The organism is Komagataeibacter europaeus LMG 18890 (assembly GCF_000285295.1).
GTDB classification, from domain to species: domain Bacteria; phylum Pseudomonadota; class Alphaproteobacteria; order Acetobacterales; family Acetobacteraceae; genus Komagataeibacter; species Komagataeibacter europaeus.
This window is the reverse complement of record NZ_CADP01000068.1, coordinates 1-16869: the sequence shown is the minus strand read 5'-3', so window position 1 is coordinate 16869 and position 16869 is coordinate 1. Positions and strand designations below refer to the sequence as shown.

General features: G+C 57.0%; 16 protein-coding genes, 1 pseudogene and 4 riboswitches. Of the genes and pseudogenes, 6 read left to right on the top strand and 11 right to left on the bottom strand.

The features are described from left to right. From GEU01_RS15305 to GEU01_RS24535, 4 genes are all read left to right on the top strand, one after another. A partial coding sequence (locus tag GEU01_RS15305) for an IS5 family transposase (RefSeq protein WP_019085529.1) occupies nt 1-373 on the top strand: 373 nt, incomplete at its 5' end. Nucleotides 374-520: 147 nt separating this feature from the next. Continuing rightward, nucleotides 521-1036, top strand: coding sequence for a hypothetical protein (locus GEU01_RS15300; protein WP_198284483.1), 516 nt, complete (start codon nt 521-523; stop codon nt 1034-1036). Beyond that, complete coding sequence (locus tag GEU01_RS15295) at nt 1017-1502, top strand: hypothetical protein (RefSeq protein WP_014106877.1); 486 nt, start codon at nt 1017-1019, stop codon at nt 1500-1502. Before GEU01_RS15300 ends, GEU01_RS15295 begins: the two co-directional genes overlap by 20 nt. Nucleotides 1503-1695: 193 nt before the next feature. Then, nucleotides 1696-1930: riboswitch (cobalamin riboswitch) on the top strand. A 386-nt stretch (nt 1931-2316) separates the two neighbouring features. Next, nucleotides 2317-2790 (top strand): DUF2147 domain-containing protein, encoded by a 474-nt coding sequence (locus GEU01_RS24535; RefSeq protein ID WP_232272566.1) that lies wholly within the window; start codon nt 2317-2319, stop codon nt 2788-2790. A 70-nt stretch (nt 2791-2860) separates the two neighbouring features. Here GEU01_RS24535 and GEU01_RS15280 read toward each other — a convergent pair whose 3' ends face one another. The 6 genes from GEU01_RS15280 to GEU01_RS15255 form a co-directional block, all read right to left on the bottom strand. Further along, on the bottom strand, nt 2861-3949 hold the full coding sequence (locus tag GEU01_RS15280) for an aromatic ring-hydroxylating oxygenase subunit alpha (protein ID WP_026018778.1): 1089 nt from the start codon (nt 3947-3949) through the stop codon (nt 2861-2863). A 7-nt stretch (nt 3950-3956) separates the two neighbouring features. Beyond that, nucleotides 3957-5039, bottom strand: a complete 1083-nt coding sequence (locus GEU01_RS15275) for a uroporphyrinogen decarboxylase/cobalamine-independent methonine synthase family protein (RefSeq protein WP_019086753.1) — start codon at nt 5037-5039, stop codon at nt 3957-3959. A gap of 36 nt (nt 5040-5075) precedes the next feature. Continuing rightward, a riboswitch (cobalamin riboswitch) is annotated at nt 5076-5313 on the bottom strand. A 68-nt stretch (nt 5314-5381) separates the two neighbouring features. Further along, on the bottom strand, nt 5382-6140 hold the full coding sequence (locus GEU01_RS15270; RefSeq protein ID WP_010516550.1) for an ABC transporter ATP-binding protein: 759 nt from the start codon (nt 6138-6140) through the stop codon (nt 5382-5384). Beyond that, complete coding sequence (locus GEU01_RS15265; protein WP_019086752.1) at nt 6137-7123, bottom strand: FecCD family ABC transporter permease; 987 nt, start codon at nt 7121-7123, stop codon at nt 6137-6139. Before GEU01_RS15265 ends, GEU01_RS15270 begins: the two co-directional genes overlap by 4 nt. 17 nt (nt 7124-7140) lie before the next feature. Next, nucleotides 7141-7980 carry an ABC transporter substrate-binding protein gene (locus GEU01_RS15260; RefSeq protein WP_014106885.1) on the bottom strand — a complete coding sequence of 280 codons (840 nt, stop codon included), beginning with the start codon at nt 7978-7980 and terminating at the stop codon, nt 7141-7143. A 1-nt stretch (nt 7981) separates the two neighbouring features. Continuing rightward, nucleotides 7982-10081, bottom strand: a complete 2100-nt coding sequence (locus tag GEU01_RS15255) for a TonB-dependent receptor plug domain-containing protein (RefSeq protein ID WP_010516556.1) — start codon at nt 10079-10081, stop codon at nt 7982-7984. Between the two features lie 119 nt (nt 10082-10200). Further along, a riboswitch (cobalamin riboswitch) is annotated at nt 10201-10419 on the bottom strand. 76 nt (nt 10420-10495) lie between these two features. On the opposite strand from GEU01_RS15255, the gene GEU01_RS26920 reads away from it, so the two are divergent. Then, nucleotides 10496-11488, top strand: a complete 993-nt coding sequence (locus GEU01_RS26920; RefSeq protein WP_232272567.1) for a DUF6925 family protein — start codon at nt 10496-10498, stop codon at nt 11486-11488. Between the two features lie 4 nt (nt 11489-11492). Beyond that, nucleotides 11493-12947 carry a cobyric acid synthase gene (locus tag GEU01_RS15235; protein ID WP_019086750.1) on the top strand — a complete coding sequence of 485 codons (1455 nt, stop codon included), beginning with the start codon at nt 11493-11495 and terminating at the stop codon, nt 12945-12947. A 202-nt stretch (nt 12948-13149) separates the two neighbouring features. On the opposite strand, the gene GEU01_RS24525 is transcribed toward GEU01_RS15235, so the two are convergent. From GEU01_RS24525 to GEU01_RS15205, 5 genes and pseudogenes are all read right to left on the bottom strand, one after another. Beyond that, entirely contained in the window at nt 13150-13926 is a 777-nt protein-coding gene (locus GEU01_RS24525) for an aspartyl/asparaginyl beta-hydroxylase domain-containing protein (protein ID WP_026018775.1), read from the bottom strand. A 5-nt stretch (nt 13927-13931) separates the two neighbouring features. Beyond that, nucleotides 13932-14915 carry a Rieske (2Fe-2S) protein gene (locus tag GEU01_RS24520; RefSeq protein WP_081499986.1) on the bottom strand — a complete coding sequence of 328 codons (984 nt, stop codon included), beginning with the start codon at nt 14913-14915 and terminating at the stop codon, nt 13932-13934. Between the two features lie 27 nt (nt 14916-14942). Then, a complete protein-coding gene (locus tag GEU01_RS15215) occupies nt 14943-15671 on the bottom strand; it encodes a uroporphyrinogen decarboxylase/cobalamine-independent methonine synthase family protein (protein ID WP_232272565.1) in 729 nt (242 codons plus the stop codon). 311 nt (nt 15672-15982) lie between these two features. Then, nucleotides 15983-16216: riboswitch (cobalamin riboswitch) on the bottom strand. Nucleotides 16217-16364: 148 nt separating this feature from the next. Further along, nucleotides 16365-16499, bottom strand: a pseudogene (locus GEU01_RS25805) (carbohydrate porin); the annotation flags it as partial. A gap of 15 nt (nt 16500-16514) precedes the next feature. Next, nucleotides 16515-16869, bottom strand: a 355-nt coding sequence (locus GEU01_RS15205) for a transposase (protein WP_019086449.1), incomplete at its 5' end; no start/stop codon positions are given.

The following is a 16869-nucleotide window of genomic DNA, read 5'->3' as shown; positions in this document are numbered from 1 at the left end:
GATCGCGGACGGACACGGAAAAGCCATTGGTTTCGCTCTGGCACCCGGACAGGCCCATGAACTGCCACTGGCGCCAGCCATGCTCGACGATCTCCCCTCTGTTCCCCTGTGGGTCGTGGCGGACAAAGGCTACGCGTCAGACGCCTTTCGTGAACGGATATGGGACATGGGAGCCCGACCGGCCATTCCCGCGAAACGACGCGATGCGCCGGTCGCCTGTCCCAAATGGGCCTATCGATGCCGACATCTTGTGGAGAACCTCTGGGCTCGTCTCAAGGAATGGCGCGCTGTCGCAACCAGATACGAAAAAACAGCAACCTCGTTCCTCGCGGTCATCCACATCGCTGCCGCCGCAGACTGGATCAAGTGCTAACAGGCCCTAGCCTGTGCTTGAATGAATCCCGGCTTCGTAAGGCAACCTTAGCAACAGACCTCGCGGCCTGCGGCTTATAATTCGCATGTACTTTCCTGACCCCAGGACACAGGTACCTACGTTTTATTCTGATAAAAAGAAATATCCATGAACACAGATATGAGCATGGTACCCCCTTCCATTGCGTCGCGCCTAATGGCGACCATTACGGAGCCAGAGCCGGTTGTTGCAATTCGGATGCTTATTGCGGCCTGTCTGGATCAATCCTCGTCCCTTCGCCTGCGGCTGTCAGAGGTAAAGCAGCTTTTCGCCCGCTTTATAGCCGCCATTATGCGTGAAAGGACAGATGCTCTGGAGGCTATTGCCAGCTCGGTGGAAAAACAGATCACCGCGCTGTCTTTTCGTCCGTTTACGCCGCGACAGGTTCGACGGATTCTGGGGATCACCAACCAGGAGCGTCTTTTCTGGACACGAGACGGGCGCTTGCACCAGACAGGAACAATCCTGAACAATCAGCGCGGCCAGAAATTCAGAGTTCCTGTATATTGTGCCGAGAGAATTGGATGGCTCAGTCAGAACCCAGACATGATCGCGGCATGGCGTGACGAGGATGCTCGCATCCTGACTCAAGAAGGCCTGTCCGATGCAGATCTTTCCAGTTAATCCGCTCCGATTCCCGGTGAAACGAAAAATGGCCTCTCCCGTCCCTTCGCCTGATTTTATTCTCATACAACAGCGGCGACGTCAGCGTTCTGTCTCGGTATCCCGCCTTATGGAATCCGCACCTCTGCGGGAAGATGTAATTCAGGCAATAGCCAAGACTGAACTCCCTGCCCCCAATCCGGAAGACCGCATTCGTGCGGATGGATTTGAAACATTCCTACGTCTGGTACCTTCCGCTGGCCGATTACCCGCTGCGCCGAAGGCGCGGGGCGACTATCTTGAGGAATTGTTTTCGCCCCTGCTATTAGAAGCTCTCGCCTATGTGGATACAGCCCGCGATTTATCGGACACGCACGGGGTCGAGGCGCTCATGGCCTTGCTTCAGGCCTATATTTCCGCGCAATGGACAATTGGCGCGCGTGACGCCGCCATGCACTTGTATAGCGCATCAAGCCCGAACGCCTGATTGACAACATAGTGGCTAACGCGCGGGCGCGTATCCCCGCCCGCGTGTTTCGAAGATGAAGACACTGAGTGACCTACACTTATTGGATCGGAGCGACAAGTTTGATTGGCATCAACAAGCTCTTCGTTCCATGCAGGCCGGCATCGCGTTTCGAGGAATTGGGCGTTCCTCTCACTTCGCGCATAATGGAATGAGACCCTTGATTGATGATGGCCCCGCGCGAGCGGGTTAAAAGGGAACGCTGTAACGCTCTGGCTGGACAATTCTATTCCGGGAGCCAGTCAGCGGCTGCTCCCGCAACTGTATGCGGTATGCCACCAGTTCGTTCACCTGCGGGTGAGCCACTGTTTCCCTTGGGGAATGGGAAGGCATGAACTGGCTGGCCATGATCCGTGAGCCAGGAGACCTGCCATCGTCTGCAAACCACGTCGTCGGGCGGGATGCACCGAAGGCAGGAGATTTCCCATGCGTCATGGGAAGACCAATGCGGCCGATCAATGCTCCCGATGTTTCCTGTTTCTGGCGGAGACATCGTGATGCGGCATCGTAGGACCGCCGCGTTTCTGCCAACCGGCCTGGAGCGCCCGAGTGTTGCTGAAGGCTCGTACTGGGCCCCTCAGGCCGGGGCGGCAGTGGGAAGCGGGCGCGACAAGAACTTCATGGAAAACGTCCATGGCGTAGATAGCACCCTCGCCGCTCATTCCCATGGCGCGCATCTCGGGGCATCAATCATGCGCTTTTCGATCCGAATTCTCCGATAAATCCGCCGATGTTCCATAATTTTAGTCACGTACGAAGCGACGAAAGACACATCATGAATATTGCGCAAAAAGCAACCTGTGTCTCGTTAATACTCAGTGTCATGATTGGATGGGCTGCTGTTCACGCACAAGTTCCTCCAGCGACAACAGTTCCGCCCGCCGTTCTGGGGCAATGGGTCACCAGAAATCACAAGGGTGTTTTCGAGATCACACGGTGTGGCGACCATTTGTGTGGAAAGCTGGTTGGCCTGAACTATAGTGATGACATCCCACGCGACCAGACGGGCCGTTCGGAATGTGGGTTGCCCATGCTGCGGGACTTTGTGCCGGATCCGGATCAACCAGATCGGTGGAACGGGTCCATTCTCGACCCCAATACCAATCATGTCTATCAAGCGCGCATGTGGGTTAACCAGTCCGGACAACTCAAGCTACGGGGCTATCTTGGGATTCCGATGTTCGGACAGACACAGACATGGCTTCCTTATCGCGGTCATATCGGCCCGAACTGCAAAATGAGCACCTGATCGGCGTGGTGCCTGGTCAGGAGAAGATGCCCATGCGCCTTGAGACGGGGCATGAGCATCTATCAGTTTATTATCCGATATCTTTCTGGGACGGCATGCCATTCTGGATAAGCAGTTGGCGCAGCGCCATGATAACTGGAAAGACCTCCTGATTCCGGTCGCCGTCCTGCTCCCGCCAGGCCTGCTGCTCCAGTTCAACAATTTCGCGATCTTCTGTGAAAACACGCTCCGTAAAGGCGATCAGCAGCGGCCACGCCAGATCCAGTAAAAATGGTATTTTCAACCTGCGTATGGAGAGCAGGCCAAATACCCGGTTGATCAATTCTTCCCGGTCCTGTGGCACATATGCAATCCACAGTTCCATGACCGGTTCATCAATCCCCTCCGTCTCGATCCGCAATGTCTGATAGGGATACTGCGTGCGGATGGTCATGACATCCCGATAGGCAAAATCCCGGCCATCCTTGCGACGCTGCCCGTAAATCAGAGCCTCGCTCAGCGGCTGCCTGCCAGACGTGCGGGCAAAGGTATAGCGGGCCTCCACGAAATCCTCTCCCCGATCCATGCCTAGAAACCGTGGCTTCATGCTTCCGACCAGTCGGCTGTGCAGGATCTGGTGGTTCATGTCCATCAGGTTTTCATGCATGAAGCTGTAGTGACATTGCACGACTTTTCCAAACCGGCGGGTACGGTAATGGGGGTCACGGACACGCGGAAAGTCCGGCAGCGCAATGCTATCGGATTTTTCCAGATCCCCCATGAACACAAAGATGAGGCCATCCTTCTCGCGGCATGCCCATGTCCGCAGTCGCGGCGGTTCGTTTTCCAGCTTCATGCCAGGGGAAAAACACTGGCCACGCCGACTGTATTTCAGTCCATGATATGCACAACGAACGAAATCTCCACACACTTCTCCCTTGCTGAGCGGTAACTGCCGGTGGGGGCAGACATCATCCAGCGCGAAGATAGCCCCGGCCTCGGGCCTGACCACCACAATGGGCTGCCCCGCGTACCGTACGCCAATTGTCCTGCCCCGACGAAGTTCACGCGACCATGCAACCGGATACCAGAAATCCGGATTGCTGCGGACACGACGGATATCCGGATGTGGCGAAGTAGCCCCATCCGGGGTGGCTGCTTCCGATGTATTTCCTGTCATGATCTTTTCAATGTCTCACGCTGTTATCAGCGCATGGGACAAAACGGATATCGTTTTCGCAAAAATCGCGGGTGGATGCTCCGCGACGTGCCAGCATGCGTCGGCTGGCCACGGCCACGATTTCGGACATTTTCCGCCGCAGGACGCTCATGATGTCCGGATCAGCCAGGCCATCCCTGTCACTTAACGCACCTGATGGCGCGATCATGAGACGATCCGGCCGATGAGAACGCAGCGTCTGTTCCACGATGCCTTGCGCCATGCCGATGTGGGTAGGCGCCGCGCTGCAGCTATCGACCAGCCCCAGCGAGAGCCAGCGATACGCCGGGAAATGCTGCAGGACATACGGGAAATCGCGATAGCCATGCACAACGTCCACATGCAGGCCGCCAAAAGGTAGCTGCAGCACGAAAGGAAGATGTCGCCCGAAGCCTCCGCTGCCCCCGACCAGAACAAGTGATGTGGCCCTTGATGCTTCACTGAGGACATGCCAGGCAACGTCCATATGGGTCAGCGTGGCTGCGGGCAGGCCAGGATGGGCAAGGATTGGCTCATCAATCTGGATCCAGAAGCATCCCGCGTTGTTCAGTTGTTCGAGGCATTCAATATAGGCAGGTAGCAGGCGCATCAGGCTCTGGCCGACACTGTCTCCCTTTGCCATGCCGCATAACGCAAGGAAACTGACCGGCCCCAGCAGAATAGGCCGGGTGCTGATACCCTGTTGTTCCGCTGCAAGAAATGCGTCGCGAGGCCAGTTGCGCGCAAGATGGAACGCCTGCCCCGGCCTGAGGATGGGCTTTCTGTAATTGCGGTGCATCGGATCACAGGCTGTGACTGTATTGTCGGTGCCCACGCCAAACATGCGGGCAGTCTGCACGACCCTGTCCCGCCATGGGCTATTGGCCGTAGCGATATGGGAAATGCCTGCCGCGTGCTGGCATCGCACCCCACGCATCTCGTCAGCATCGGGAAAACCAAGTGTCGCCGTAAGCAGTCTGGCGATATTCGGGAAGTGATCTGTGGAATACTGGCGCGCAGGTGCGCCTTCAGCCGTGCCATCATGGCACGCGGCTTTCTGCCATACCGGCATTAAGCTTCTCCCGCCTTCGGCACATCCCGTCCGACGGCTTGATATATGACGATGGCAGGTCTCCTGGCTTACGGATCATGGCCTGCCGGTTCTGCCTTCCCATTTCCTTTGCGGAAACAGTGACCCACCCAGTCGGGGTGAAATGAACCGGCGGCATACCGCCTACAGTTGCGGGAGCAGCCTCCGACTTGGCTCCCGGGTTCTTGACCCGGCCGGAGCGTGACGGCGTTCCCTATTAACCCACTCGCGTGGGACCATCGACTTGATAAGACTGCATTGTGCCTGAACCGGGCTGCCGGACGCAAGGTGTCATGGGCAAGATGCCCCGGCAGGCCGCACACGTTAACGGCACAGGGACCACGGAAGGACCGCGCCCGCGACCCGTCGGACCGTTACGCCGTACACGGTGCGCATGATGTCATCATCCAGAACCTGTGTGGCCGGACCATGGCGGATTATGGCACCATCATCCATCAGCACCAGTTCATCGCAGAAACGGGTCGCCAGAACCAGATCATGCAGCACGACGACGATCCCCTTCCCCTGCCCCGCCTGCTGGCGGAACAGGTGCATCATGGACAGGGCATGAGCGGGATCGAGCGCCGCAATCGGCTCGTCCGCCAGTATGACCGGCGTATCGGTCGCCAGCGCACGCGCCAGGTTCATGCGGGCCCGCTCCCCGCCTGACAGGTGGCTGGCCGGACGGGCACACAGGTCCTGCAGGCCGGTGACATCAAGGGCATGGTCCACCGCCGCGTGACGGATGGCATGGTCGCCCGCCTGCCCATGCGGCAGGCGTCCGAGTGCGACCAGCGCACGCACCGGCATGGGTGGCGGCGGCGCTCCATCCTGCGGAATGAAAGCAAGCTGTCGGGCACGCAGCACGAGAGGGATCTGGCCCATGTCGCGATCAAGAAGCCGGACATCCCCACGGTCGGGAGTCTCCAGCCCCGTCAGCAGACGCATGAAGGTGCTTTTGCCTGCGCCATTCGGCCCGATCAGGCCAATGACCCGTCCCTTCGCAAGGGTCAGGGACGCGGCCGAGACAACAGCCCGATCCCCACGCCGGAGCGACACCTCGCGTGCCTGCAGCAGGATCATGATACGGTTCTTTTCAGCATGATGACGCGGGCGAAGAAAACCGGTGCGCCCACCAGCGCCGTCAGCACGCCCAGTTGCAGTTCAGGCCCGACCGCCACCAGACGTACCACCATATCCGCCAGCAGCAGCAGCAAACTTCCCCCCAGAAATGACGGCAAGAGCAACCGAGACGGCTGGAATCCCACAAGCGGCCGCAACAGATGCGGCACCACCAGTCCCACAAAGCCGATCGCTCCTGAAACCGCCACGCATGAGCCCACGGCCAGCGCCGCGCCCAGCACGATACGCGTCTGGACGCCGCGCGGGCCATGCAGCTGGAAGCCAAGGCTTGCGGCCACATCCTCCCCCAATGTCAGCGCATCCAGCGCACGCCCGCTCGACAGCATGAGCAGCGTGCCGCACACCACACCGGGCAGGCAGATCCAGACATGGGTAAAGGTCCGGTCCGTCAATGACCCCATGAGCCAGTGCATGATCTCGAATGACGCATAGGGGCTGGGCACAAGGTTCAGCACCAGCGTCGTCAGGGCAGCGGCAAAACTGCTGAGCGCTGCGCCCGCCAGCAGCAGCACCAGCGTGCCGCCGCGCCCCACCAGCCCCATCAGCACGGCCGCCGCACACAGCGCCCCCGTCAGGCCGCCCAGCGGCAGGGCCGCGATGGAAACCTGCATGAGGCCGGTATAGAACACGCTGACCGCCCCGAGTGCCGCCCCACCTGATACCCCCAGGATGCCGGGATCGGCCAGCGGATTGCGTAGATAGCCCTGCAGAACCGCCCCCGACAGGCCAAGCGTCCCGCCCACCAGGATGGCCAGCAGGGTACGCGGCAGGCGCAGGCGCTCCACAATGATCGCGCCTGCGGTATGCCGCCCGGCCAGCAGGTCCGCCAGTGCATGTGAAAACATGATGCGGGTTTCTCCCCACATGAGCGAGGTAACAAACAGCCCCATGACACCAGCCAGAAGCATGACGTTCAGCAGCATGGTTTGATGGGCAGGTTTCATGGGGCGGACATTTCAAGGTTGTGCCGTGCGTTACGCAGCATGACGACACTATCCAGTGTCTGTGGCAGGCCACACAACCAAAGCCGTGCGGGCAGATCCAGATGATGCGGCCCGGCAAAGGCCTGCTTCAACGCCGGGTGATCCAGCATGGACTGTGCAAGGGACGTTCCCTTCCCCGAACGGTCAAGGATCAGGAGATCGGGTGGCCGTGCAATCAGCAGTTCCATGGAAAAACGGGAAGATGACTGGTGCCCCATGATCGTTGCGTAATTACGAAAGCCGGCATGGGCAAGGACATCATCCGGAAGCGAGCCCTTATGGGTGACAAAGCCGTTGGCAGCATAGACGGCCGCCGTAGGATCGGTGGCACTGCGCTCGACTGAAAGAGAGGCCAGGCGCGTGGCAAAGGCCATAGCCAGTTGCTGCCCACGCTCAGGAACGCCGATGGCGTTGGCGACCGTCATGATCTGGACCGGAATATCCGTCAGGGATTTGGCGGGCGGCAGGGCTACAACCTGTGCGCCCCCTTCCCGCCCCGCCTGCATCGCGACGGCCGCGGTATAGATGCCACCCAGCACGACATCGGGATGGGATGCCACGATGCTTTCCGCCGTGGGTCGCAATACGGGAGCCTGTCGTGCCTGTTCGCACAGCACCGCGCTCCAGCAATCCCGGGCGAGCGGCGTAATACCGACGATCTGGCCCGGTTCGGCCAGCAGCAGCAACAACTGGTCGGTGCAGAGATTAAGCGAAGCCACGCGCGGGAGAGCCCATGCCGGTGCCAACGGGACACAGGCAAGGAAACCCGCCATCATCCCTGCGACCACGCTTTTCATGTCAGTAATTCAGCATGAAGCCGCCATAACCGGCGCGACCAGGCTGCAGATAGCCGATGGGGTCCTCGAACTGGCGGTTCAGCAGGTTGTCGGCGCGGGCATAGACGGAAACGTAGCGGTTGATTTTGTAATTGGCAGCCACGTCGATGGTGAAATAACCATGCCCCTTGGCGCATGTGCTGCAGGACTCGCTGCCAATAACCGGCAGATCGCGCCAGCCACTGGTATACAGGATATTGCCCGAAAAGGTCAGGTCGCGAATGGGGGTCCATGTCGTATTGAAATTGAACTTGTGCTGCGGACGGCGTTGCAACTGGACGTCGTTCGTCTCATCCCGGGCGTGGGTCCAGGTATAGCTCAGGTTAAATTCCAGATTGCTCAGCGCCTTCCAGTTCAGGAAGGCTTCCACACCATACATCCGCGCCTTCGCCACATTGGCGTAGGAGTAGTTGTAGTCATATGATGAATCAATCGAAAGCGAGGACTGGATCAGGTTCCTGACCCGGTTGTCATACCAGGTTGCGCCGAAATTCAGACGGTCATGCAGCAGTTTCTGCTCAACACCCGCGTCATAGCCGATCAACTGTTCCGCCTTCAGGTTGGGATTGCCCTTTTCCGAATAACCCACACCCACCTGATTTGCGAATAACTGATACAGCGAAGGACCATGAAAACCGGAACCGGCGCTGGCCTTGATGATGGTTCCGGTGCCCGGCACATGGATTGCCGGGGCCACGCGCCATGTCACGTGGTTGCCGTAGCGCGAATTGGCATCGTAGCGAATATTGGCCGCGCCATACAGAATATGGTTCCAGTTCCCCTGATACTGCCCGTAGCCTGCGGTCGTATCCATGCTGGCGGATGTATCGTATCCGCTGTCCCACATGCTTGAGGCCGTATGGCTGGTATTGAACGTATCATGGAAATGTTCGGCACCGATCAGAAGCTGACCATACTGCTTGAAATTGAACGTGCCGTGCCAGTCCACCTTAAGTCGGCTGGAACGGTAATAATCCGGGTCGGGATTGACCGGGCTGCCGTAACTCGTGCCCGTCTCCGTCCAGCGGTTGCGGTTGGTCATGTAGCCAAGGCCAAGCACCTGATCAAAAAGCCCGTGAAAGGAAACCAGATGGGCCGTCCCGCGCACGATGGCCTCGTTCTGGTTGTTCTGTTCCCGCACACCCTTATCACCATACAGATTTTCACTTTGCAGGTCATACAGCGAATAGGAATGATAATTGCTCTGTATCAGCCGTGCGGTCAGGCCAAGATCGAAATTATGGGTGACGTCATAACCCAGCCTGATATTGACGCCACGGTTGTCATTCCGGTTGCCTTCATGCCGCTGCTGCCGGTTGGCCCCATAATAACGCTCGATATAGGAAGGGATATTGTTGAACCCATCCATCCGGTAATGGGAAAATTCTACATTATAATGAAAACGTCCCTTGCTGCCGCGTGCGCCAAAGGTCTGATTGAAGGTACCATACCCACCGCCTTCGATACGGACAAACGGCTTGAAACGGCCCTGCCCCTGTGCCGTGGTAATGTCGATAACCCCCGCCATGGCGTCGGCGCCGTACAGGCCGCTCTGAGGCCCACGCAGTATCTCGATCCGGCCCATGCCGTCGGTTACAAACTGACCGGCATCGAACATGCCATTGGTGGAACTTCCGTCATTGATGTCCATGCCATCCAGGCGGACCTTGACCTCGTTGGAATTATTACCACGCATGAAAATGGATGACGTGCCCCCTGGGCCGCCTGTCTGGACCACGTTCAGGCCCGGCTGGCGTGCCAGAATATCCGTCAGGCTGCGCCGCTGCTGAGTCTGGATCTGCTTTTCCGTGATGATGGTCATGCTGGTGCCGATATCATCGGTGGAGGTCGGCCGACGTGCTGCACTGACGCTGATCAGTTCGGGAAGACCCGTATCCCCCAACGAAACAACGGCTTTCGATTTTTTATTCTCGATGACGTACTGGTTGGCGGACTGTTTTTGCGGCGCGTGCTGTCTGACTGAATCATCGGCACGCGCCACTACAACCCCCATGGTCATCAACGTGGTGGAAGCAATCAGCAGATTACGGAATAGGATCATCTGGTTCAGGTCTCGCGGTCACATCATCGTTGCCACGAGAGCGCGCTGCCACAGGATTTCCGATCTGCACGGAATCCTGTAACACCACACCGTCAGGACACCCCGCCCGACAGTTCCCGGTCGCAACCATCATGACGGCAGGTCTCCTGGCTCACGGCGTAGCGTCCTGCACAACCTTCCCGGAAAACCGCGGTTTCCAGTGGCCCAGATCATGACATCCGGTAATGCGAGGACAGACCGTTTACAGTTGCGGGGGCAGCCGGAGCATTGGATCGTAATCCGCACTCTGTTCCCTTTTCATCCCCCCGAAAGAGGACACCGTCGGAACGGTTCTGATCGGATGGAGTATTCTTGTCAACCCGCATTCAATCTTTCAGTATCCTGTCAGGATTGCTGTTATTTTCAGCCTGATTGATGAATCACAGGATATTTCCGATGAAACGTATCACGCCTTCCATGCTGACTTCACTGGCGCTGGATCTCCGCAACAGCTGGAGCATTGGAACATTTGGTGCGATCGGCGAATTCCATCATGTTCCGGATGATAAGGTCTGCCTCACCTCATGTCCTGACGGGCTGGAGATCGTCACCCAACGCGGTGCCATACGCATTAGCCCCAGCGAACCCTTGCATGCCCTTGCGTGGGACTCTCTCGTCGGAAAAGGCAGACGCTGGCGGCACAGCATGGCGTTATGCGGCCCGTTACAACTGACTGCGAAGCATACCCTGAAGGTTCTGGGAAAGGATGCGGAAGCCGTCCGACCAGAGGATCGTGATGCGTGGCTGATTGATCTTGGAATTGGCGTGGGCCAGGTCCGGATGTGCGTAAGGACAGAAAATGCCCGCCTGGTCGAAGCCCTTGCTGTTGATACGGATGACCCATTGGCCGTCGTCACAGCAGCATTTGCGCTTCTGATGGAAGTCCAGCCCCACAGGGTCATGCTTTCACCTGCTGGCAGGCTGGAGGTCTACCAACCCATTCCCGCACCTGATGGAGACTCTCCGCTCGGCGCCCATACCCACCTGCTGCCAAAACTGGTGAGGTTGAAACGACCCTGCTCCGCCCTCGATCCCATTCCGGAAGGCTGGCAGCCTTTCCTGACACTTCATCCGGCGGCACCGTTCCGACCGTCCGATGATGATTCCCATGATTATGACCGGCTTGCCGATCTATCCTTTCTGCCGTTGCTTGAGGAATTCGGCATGGAGGAAGACCTGCAGGTTTCAGGCACATTCCAGGCCCATGTTCGTCAACATGGAACACCGGAAAATCTGAAAATACCCGCTACAAGACGTGGTCGCGCGCGCATGCATATCGAACTGCTTCGCATGGAAGCCCGGGGTCACGAGGGCATGGAGCGATTTGTGCCTGCCGACACGATCAAGAGCGCTACGGACTGCGGCTGATTCCATGACAGCGATCATGTTGCAGGGCACGGGATCCGATGTCGGAAAGTCCGTTTTGACGGCAGGTTTATGCCGGGTTTTCGCTAACCGTGGCCTGACGGTCCGGCCTTTCAAGCCCCAGAATATGTCGAACAATGCCGCCGTGACGGTAGATGGAGGTGAAATCGGTCGGGCGCAGGCACTTCAGGCGCAGGCCTGCCGTATTGCCCCTTCCACCCTTATGAATCCGGTCCTTCTGAAACCGGAAAGTGATCATACAGCGCAGGTTATCGTCCGTGGAAGCGCAAAAGGACACCTGCACGCTTCGAATTTTATCGGTGGCCGGGCCGCATTCCTGCCCGAGGTTCTGACCGCCTTCCGGACATTATGTAGCCAATCCGATCTCGTGATTGTCGAGGGCGCGGGCAGCCCGGCGGAAATCAATCTACGTCAGGGCGACATCGCCAATATGGGCTTTGCCAGAGCCGCGAATGTTCCGGTCGTCATGATCGGCGATATAGACCGGGGCGGCGTTATCGCGTCACTCGCCGGTACCCATGCAGTTCTTGATCCAGATGACCGTGAGTTGATCAAGGGATTCATCGTTAATCGCCTCCGGGGAGACGCCAGCATTTTCCAATCTGGGTATGACTTCATAGAAAAGTTTACCGGCTGGAAGGGGCGTGGCGTTCTTCCTTGGATAGACAGTATACGTGAACTGCCTTCTGAAGACAGTATTCCTGAAGATGTTGACTGTTCCGCGGCCTCACGGATCGAGATAGCCGTCCCCCTTATGCCCCGCATTGCCAATTTCGATGATCTTGATGCGCTGGAAGGTGAAACGCATGTAAAGATCACACGGATCCGGCCCGGGCAGCCCCTTCCCGCGTCCGCGCATGTCGTGTTCCTTCCCGGTAGCAAGGCGACAATAGCAGACCTGCAATTTTTCAGGCGGCAGGGATGGGATATTGATCTGGCGGGACACGTCAGGCGGGGTGGATATGTATTCGGTCTCTGCGGTGGCTATCAGATGCTGGGACAGACCATAAATGATCCCGACGGAATAGAAGGAAACCCGACCACGATACCAGGACTTGGACTTCTGGAGGTTGATACCGTTCTGACCCGTGACAAGCAGATCTACCAGACTTCAGGCATGACGCTTTCCGATAGCGCGCGATTCAGTGGCTACGAAATTCATTGTGGGGAAACAGTTCGATCACATCACCGGGTCATGCCCCTAATCAGATGCGACGACGGACGGTTGGACGGAGCAATAAGCCCGGACGGTCGTATTGCAGGCTGCTATGTGCACCGTCTGTTTGACATGACTGGCCAACGTGCGGCATGGCTGGACAGATGGGGCGCACGCTCCGATGGACTGGATTACACAGCGCGGGTGGAACGCGCCCTTGAAACCGTTGCTTCCACCATGGAAAGCGGTCTGGATATTGAAGGGTTACTGGCTATTGCCAGATGATCTTCTTTCGGTCTCAGGGCCTTGGTTCGTCAGGGCATCCAGACAAACAGGACAGAGACACCCTGCCTGATCATCCGTCGGAACCGGCAGGCCACGGGGCTTTTCCATGCACCAGCACGCACCTTCAGGCTGACATGAAAAATCAGCACCGCACTTTTTACACTTTATCATTCTGCGCCTTCCCGTTGTTACCATGACTGGATCAAACAGTCAGTCCGCTGGTTTGGCGTTCTGTCCGGGCCATCTCATGGTAGAGGGCATGCCAGTGTGCAAGATTGTTTTTGGCTTCCTGCACGAATGCCGAACGACGAACGGCCTTGAGAAACATACCCTGAACCAGACGGCCAACTCCGTATGTGGGCCGTTCAAACTGGATAAGCAACACTGCCCGATGATCCGATGTATTGTTCTGGACTTCATGAGGGTATGTGTCGTCGAACAGGATACATTTTCCATCCTGCCAGCATAACGTTTGATCGTCTATCCGTATCCAGCAATCCCTGTAGTCCTGCGGCACCTGTAAACCCAGACGACAGGTTAACAGCCCTTTGGTCACTCCATTATGCAGCGGAATACGCGCACCAGGTTCAAGGAAAGAAACAAAGGCTGAGTTCAGTCCGGGAATGGCCGCAGCAAACCGTGCTGTGCAGGGCATCCGCCGGCAGTTCTCCAGAACGCAGTTCCCGTAGCCGTAAAGGAAAAACGACTTCCACCTTGTATCGGGTGCAATACGCGTATGGTCTGGCGAAATATCGCGCAGAGCGGGAAAACTGCTTACCCCTTGCGTCATAAGGATCCTGAATTCCTCTATAATCCGGAACGCCCGCTGTTCCATGTTGGAAATCCATGGGAAAAGACTGGTATCAAGAACTGGCGTATCGGGAACAAGGGAATTGTGTGCAATCAGCGTGTTTAATAGAGGCCGCACTTTTTTACCAACCCGAATGATAAATGGCCGACCAGCAACAGCATCCGACATGAAATCTATCCTTCTTTAGCCATCCTTTGGTTGTTTTTTGTTACAAGATCCTGCATAGCTTGTGCTGGCGGAAAGAAATCGCTGTGCCCCACTCGACCAGACTGTTGGATGGCAGACCACTCCGCTTCCGGGAGGCTCTGCTCCTTCCACAGCAGTTTCCATAATAATTTCGCCCAAAGAGAACCCGATACGCGACCTGGCAGACGCGTATGGTCCTGCCGTATGGCTATTTTGCCGCACACACGTGTTCGGCCGTCACGTCCGGTCGGCATGTAACCAAGCCATATCTCCGTGCATAGTGTGGCATCGTCTTCGGAAGAGAAATAAACGTTCTGGTCAACCAGGGTCGTATCGACCGTCGCCCGCCAGGGCCGTGCCATACCAGGCAGAACCGATAATGGTGTGGAAGCCACGACACGGTAATGACTGGAAATCTGCTGTTCGGTAATGTTCTGATCAAGATAGGTTACCGATCCTGATGTCGTCCTTCTTCCAAAGCGTTGTACATGATCCATCAGAAGCGGAACTGGCGCATTGATTTCGCGTATGAATGTTTCATGACACCAGTCTTTACCATCGTGATGCGTCATGGCGGGAATCAACGCTTCGTCTGCATCCTCGGCATTACCTGAATACAGGAATATCCAGCCTTCTTTCTCCCTACATCCCCAGCCTTCCGCGCGCGGCGGCATTTCTTCCAGAACCATATCAGGAGAATAGCAACGGCCACTGCGTGCAAACTTGATCCCATGCAACGGACATCTGATAAAGGTTCCGCTGACCACGCCACGACTGAGTGGTACCTGACGATGCGTACACCGGTCATCAAGTGCGAACACCAGCCCTGCCTCTGGACGGACAATGACAACGGGTCTGCTGCCGCAATAAACCCCGATTGCTTTTTGATGTTTCAGATCTGCACTACGCAAAGCGGGATACCATTGTGCATTGTGGTCCGGATCAAAAGGTTGCAGTAGAGTATGTGTCATGCCCATGACAATTCCTCCAAAATCTTGTTAATGGACGAAGGCCGCCGCCACGCAAGCACGTTGAACCTTCGCCAGGTCTGAAAGTGTATTGTGAACCTCAGGCGGTAATTGCCTACCGTCCTTATTGATGAAACGCATTGTCGTAGACGGTGTAATAATCACGCGCCTTCGTGGACATTCTGATCGGATCTTATCTATCCATCGCATCGCGCTATAGACATCCGTTGGAATCCGATTCAGGCCGTCCACAACTCCTAGAAGAAGGTCACAGCGCGGATTAAGATTAGAGAGCACCGATGGAAGTTCTGCGCCGCCACGCACCATATCGATATGAAGGCCATTCATCGGCAATGACATGACGTGGGGCAGGTTACGCCAGAAGCCCCCTCCTCCCCCGACGAAGACGAGGGATAGTGCATGTCCGGATGCCACCTCTGCCATGCTCCGCCATGCCAGTTCCATCGCCGTCTGGCGTTCTTTCGACATCGGACCAGCCGTTGTGACAGGTTCCGTAATCTGAACCCAGAAACAGCCTGCCGTAGCGAGTTCGTGCAGAATCTCGACGTACACCGGAAGAAGCTTCAATAACAACAGGACAGGGTCCGTGCCGTCAGTCCGGTCACATGCGGCAAGAAAGCTCACTGGCCCTAGAAGCACAGGCACAGTCGCGATCCCGCGTTGCCATGCATCAACAAATGCATCGCGGACAGGATTGCAGCATAAGTGGAAGAACGTCTGATCTGTCAGTTCGGGCATGCGCTTCCTGCCGCACTGAGGAGCCTTCCCCACACCCACCATCTGTGCTGTCTGCCACACGCGATGCCAGTCATCCGGGCAGGAATTGGACGCTACATGCGAGACGCCTGTGCGCCGCTGCAAAGCGGTCAATGCGGGGGTATCAAAACCCGAGAGACCAAGCGTCCCGGTCAGTAGCATGAGGGTTCACCGCAGGTCTGCGCATCATCATGCCAGTTTGTAATTGTGGAAGTGCCGTGTCGTTCAGCGACAGGCAAGCCTATGCAGTGCTGCAAAGCCGTGCTCCTGCCTCCGGTTCATCCCGCCCGGCGGCCGTGAGATCGACAGTGGCAGGTCTCCTGGCTCACGGATTATCGCAGATCGTGTCTACCTTCCCGTTGTTGATACAACAGTGGCCCATTCCCCTCAGAAAATGGACGACACGACCCCATACCGCTTACAGTTGCGGGAGCAGCCACCGACTGGCTTCCGGGATGGACCCTGCCGAAGCGGAACGGTGTTCCCTTTTCATCCGTTTGCACGGAACCACTGACTATATAGAACGCGAATATGCCACCACCTTCCACTTTTCAGCAATGTTTTCCTTTCAATGCTGATCAGACGGCCACGTACACTCTACGTCTTATCATATTCATCCGTTTTATATGATTTAACAATAATATAAATTATTACTTTCTGTTCGTGTATTTATACTTAAAAAGTAATGCTGCTGTGCAGGCCGAAAATCGCTTCGTCACCTACGCGGCGCAAACCGGTCCAATCCGGCGCGCCGCCCGAAGGGTGCCATACGTACTGGAAATCAGGCTGCATGACCATCCACGGCGTAATACCAACCGTTGATTGCTATAACCCATGAGCCCAATTGCGCAGTCCGATTGACATGATGCGCCATGGTTGATTGACGAGCTGGTTCCAGGCATGGCAGGCGATATCAACGATATCGTCATAGGTTCTGAAGATCCTGTTTGAGAGCCATGTATTGCGCAGGAACTGCCAGAGATTTTCCACCGGGTTCAGTTCAGGAGCCCGGGGAGGCAGCGGGAGAATGGTGATATTGTAGGGAACATCCAGCTTCTGACTGGTATGCCATGCGGCCTGATCCACAATGAGGACGGCGTGAGCGCCCTGCGCGACCGTGCGTGAAATCTCCGCGAGATGGAGCTGCATGCCGTGCAGGTTGCAGACAGGGAGCACGAGG

Bases quoted from the DNA above. Each gene is read 5' to 3' on its own strand.
- GEU01_RS15300 (WP_198284483.1), top strand. From the start codon at position 521: ATGAACACAGATATGAGCATGGTACCCCCTTCCATTGCGTCGCGCCTA.
- GEU01_RS15295 (WP_014106877.1), top strand. From the start codon at position 1,017: ATGCAGATCTTTCCAGTTAATCCGCTCCGATTCCCGGTGAAACGAAAA.
- GEU01_RS24535 (WP_232272566.1), top strand. From the start codon at position 2,317: ATGAATATTGCGCAAAAAGCAACCTGTGTCTCGTTAATACTCAGTGTC.
- GEU01_RS15280 (WP_026018778.1), bottom strand. From the start codon at position 3,949: ATGACAGGAAATACATCGGAAGCAGCCACCCCGGATGGGGCTACTTCG.
- GEU01_RS15275 (WP_019086753.1), bottom strand. From the start codon at position 5,039: ATGCCGGTATGGCAGAAAGCCGCGTGCCATGATGGCACGGCTGAAGGC.
- GEU01_RS15270 (WP_010516550.1), bottom strand. From the start codon at position 6,140: ATGATCCTGCTGCAGGCACGCGAGGTGTCGCTCCGGCGTGGGGATCGG.
- GEU01_RS15265 (WP_019086752.1), bottom strand. From the start codon at position 7,123: ATGCTGCTGAACGTCATGCTTCTGGCTGGTGTCATGGGGCTGTTTGTT.
- GEU01_RS15260 (WP_014106885.1), bottom strand. From the start codon at position 7,980: ATGAAAAGCGTGGTCGCAGGGATGATGGCGGGTTTCCTTGCCTGTGTC.
- GEU01_RS15255 (WP_010516556.1), bottom strand. From the start codon at position 10,081: ATGATCCTATTCCGTAATCTGCTGATTGCTTCCACCACGTTGATGACC.
- GEU01_RS26920 (WP_232272567.1), top strand. From the start codon at position 10,496: ATGAATCACAGGATATTTCCGATGAAACGTATCACGCCTTCCATGCTG.
- GEU01_RS15235 (WP_019086750.1), top strand. From the start codon at position 11,493: ATGACAGCGATCATGTTGCAGGGCACGGGATCCGATGTCGGAAAGTCC.
- GEU01_RS24525 (WP_026018775.1), bottom strand. From the start codon at position 13,926: ATGTCGGATGCTGTTGCTGGTCGGCCATTTATCATTCGGGTTGGTAAA.
- GEU01_RS24520 (WP_081499986.1), bottom strand. From the start codon at position 14,915: ATGACACATACTCTACTGCAACCTTTTGATCCGGACCACAATGCACAA.
- GEU01_RS15215 (WP_232272565.1), bottom strand. From the start codon at position 15,671: ATGCCCGAACTGACAGATCAGACGTTCTTCCACTTATGCTGCAATCCT.